This is a genomic window from Pseudomonadota bacterium, assembly GCA_026388215.1.
Classification (GTDB): Bacteria; Desulfobacterota; Syntrophorhabdia; order Syntrophorhabdales; family Syntrophorhabdaceae; genus JAPLKF01.
In genome coordinates this window covers 1-2,003 of the sequence record JAPLKF010000242.1, presented here as the reverse complement: position 1 = coordinate 2,003, position 2,003 = coordinate 1, and the positions used below count along the sequence as shown (strand labels likewise).

General features: G+C 40.3%; 2 protein-coding genes. Both read right to left on the bottom strand.

Features of this window, described 5'->3' with window-relative positions:
• On the bottom strand, positions 1-692 hold a 692-nt coding region (locus tag NTU69_11705; protein ID MCX5804174.1), incomplete at its 3' end, for a PilT/PilU family type 4a pilus ATPase.
• A 5-nt stretch (positions 693-697) separates the two neighbouring features.
• The coding region (locus tag NTU69_11700) for a type IV pilus twitching motility protein PilT (protein MCX5804173.1) at positions 698-2,003 on the bottom strand (1,306 nt) is incomplete at its 5' end.

Below are 2,003 nucleotides of genomic sequence, written 5' to 3'. Positions count from 1 at the left end.
TGGAGGGTAGAAAATACAAGGTGTCCTGTCTCAGCAGCAGTCATTGCAGTCTGCATTGTTTCTAAATCCCTCATCTCACCTATAAGTATCACATCAGGGTCCTGTCTCAACACATGCCTCAGGGCATTGACAAATGAACGGGTATCATCCCCAACCTCTCTCTGGGAAATAATAGACTTATTAGGTGTATACACATACTCAATCGGGTCTTCAATTGTTACCACATGGAGCGAATGCTCCTGATTAATTAAATCAATCATTGCTGCAAGGGTAGTCGATTTCCCGCAACCTGTAGGGCCTGTAACGAGAACCAAACCGTTTGGCTTTCTCGTAAGTTCCTTCAATATACCCGGGAGATTCAAATCCTCAAATTTTGGTATTTTTGCAGGGATGAGTCTTATGGAAAAGGCAATAGACCCCTTTTGAAAATAGGCGTTAACCCTGAAACGGCCTTTCCCCTTTATCTCGTGCGCAAAATCAAGCTCTTTCTCATCACGAAATCTCTGCTTTTTCACAGGGTCATCCAGTATCTGGTCCAAAAAATCCCTCAAGGTAGTCTTTGTTAAGGTGTCCTTGCTCAAGAAACTCAAATCACCATCAATTCTCAAGACCGGCGGGATCCCTTCTACCAGGTGTAAGTCGGAAGCATCCTTTGTTATCATTGCATGGAGCATATCATTCAAATTCATCATTCACCTCAAATGAAATTTATGTTGTTAAAAACAATCTCTTTGATATTATTGTCAAAAAGGAGCATATAGTACTTGATCTCCTTCCCTGTATACCCTTCAGGAATAGGTATTGTGAGTGTATGCCAGTCACCATCCTTAGTAAGTTCAACAGGTACCTCCGGGATATCAAAGGTATTTTTATTATCAATAACAACCCTCAACCTTAAAGTATAGTAATGTTTTTCAATCTTAGCATCTAAAATTTTATAAGAAAGTTTAAAAAGCGACTTTAAAGGAAAAGGGGGTTTCTTCCCGTTTAAAATTGTATAATCCGCAATAAAATGAAGATTTTCCTTTAATTGACCTCTATCCCTGAAAAGTAACCCCAACGGGGTATTGAGAAGTATCCCCGATGTATCAAAGTGACTTAAATTCCCGGAGCTAAAATCTGCCTCATACGTTATCATACCCCTTTCAAGGTCTAAGAACCTCTTTCCTGTAAACACATCATGTCTCTGAGGTGACTCCTTAATAACCTTTTCTATGAATCCCTTTTCTCCTGAAGAATGTCCAATAACCTCCGGCATGTCTATGAATCCCCTTTTATACAGGGCAAGCAGTGCATCATTCATCGTGACCATACCTTCATTCTTTGAAACATCCATTATTGAATATATCTGATGAATCTTCTCTTCTTTAATGAGATTTTTTATAGCTGGATTGACCTTCATAACTTCAACAGCACAAACAAAACCTCTTCCATCTATCCTTCTCACCAGTTGCTGGGCAACAACACCCTTAAGTACCTGTGAAATCAAAAGTCTGATTTTATTCTTCTCGCCTTCAGGGAAAAAATCGACTATTCTGTTAATAGTCTGAGAGACGTTTATCGTATGGAGGGTTGAAAATACAAGATGTCCTGTCTCAGCCATTTCCAGGGCTGCCCTCATCGAATCCATATCCCTTATCTCATGAACAACTATTACATCAGAATCTTCCCTTAATACCCTTCTTAGTGCCTCATGGGCTGATTTTGTATCCCTCCCAACCTCTCTCTGGCTTATTATCGATTTCGCAGGGCTAAAATGAAATTCAATAGGGTCTTCGATTGTCACAATATGACACGCCCTCTCCCTGTTGATAATATCTATCAAGGATGCAAGGGTGGTAGACTTCCCGCTTCCAGTAGGACCTGTAATAAGAATAAGTCCATCACTTAATTGTGTAAATTCCTTCAATGAATCCGGAAGACCAAGGGTATCAAAGTCCGGAACAGTAGCAGGAATTGGTCTCATTACAAGGCTCAGGCTCCCTCTCTTGAAGAAGGCATTT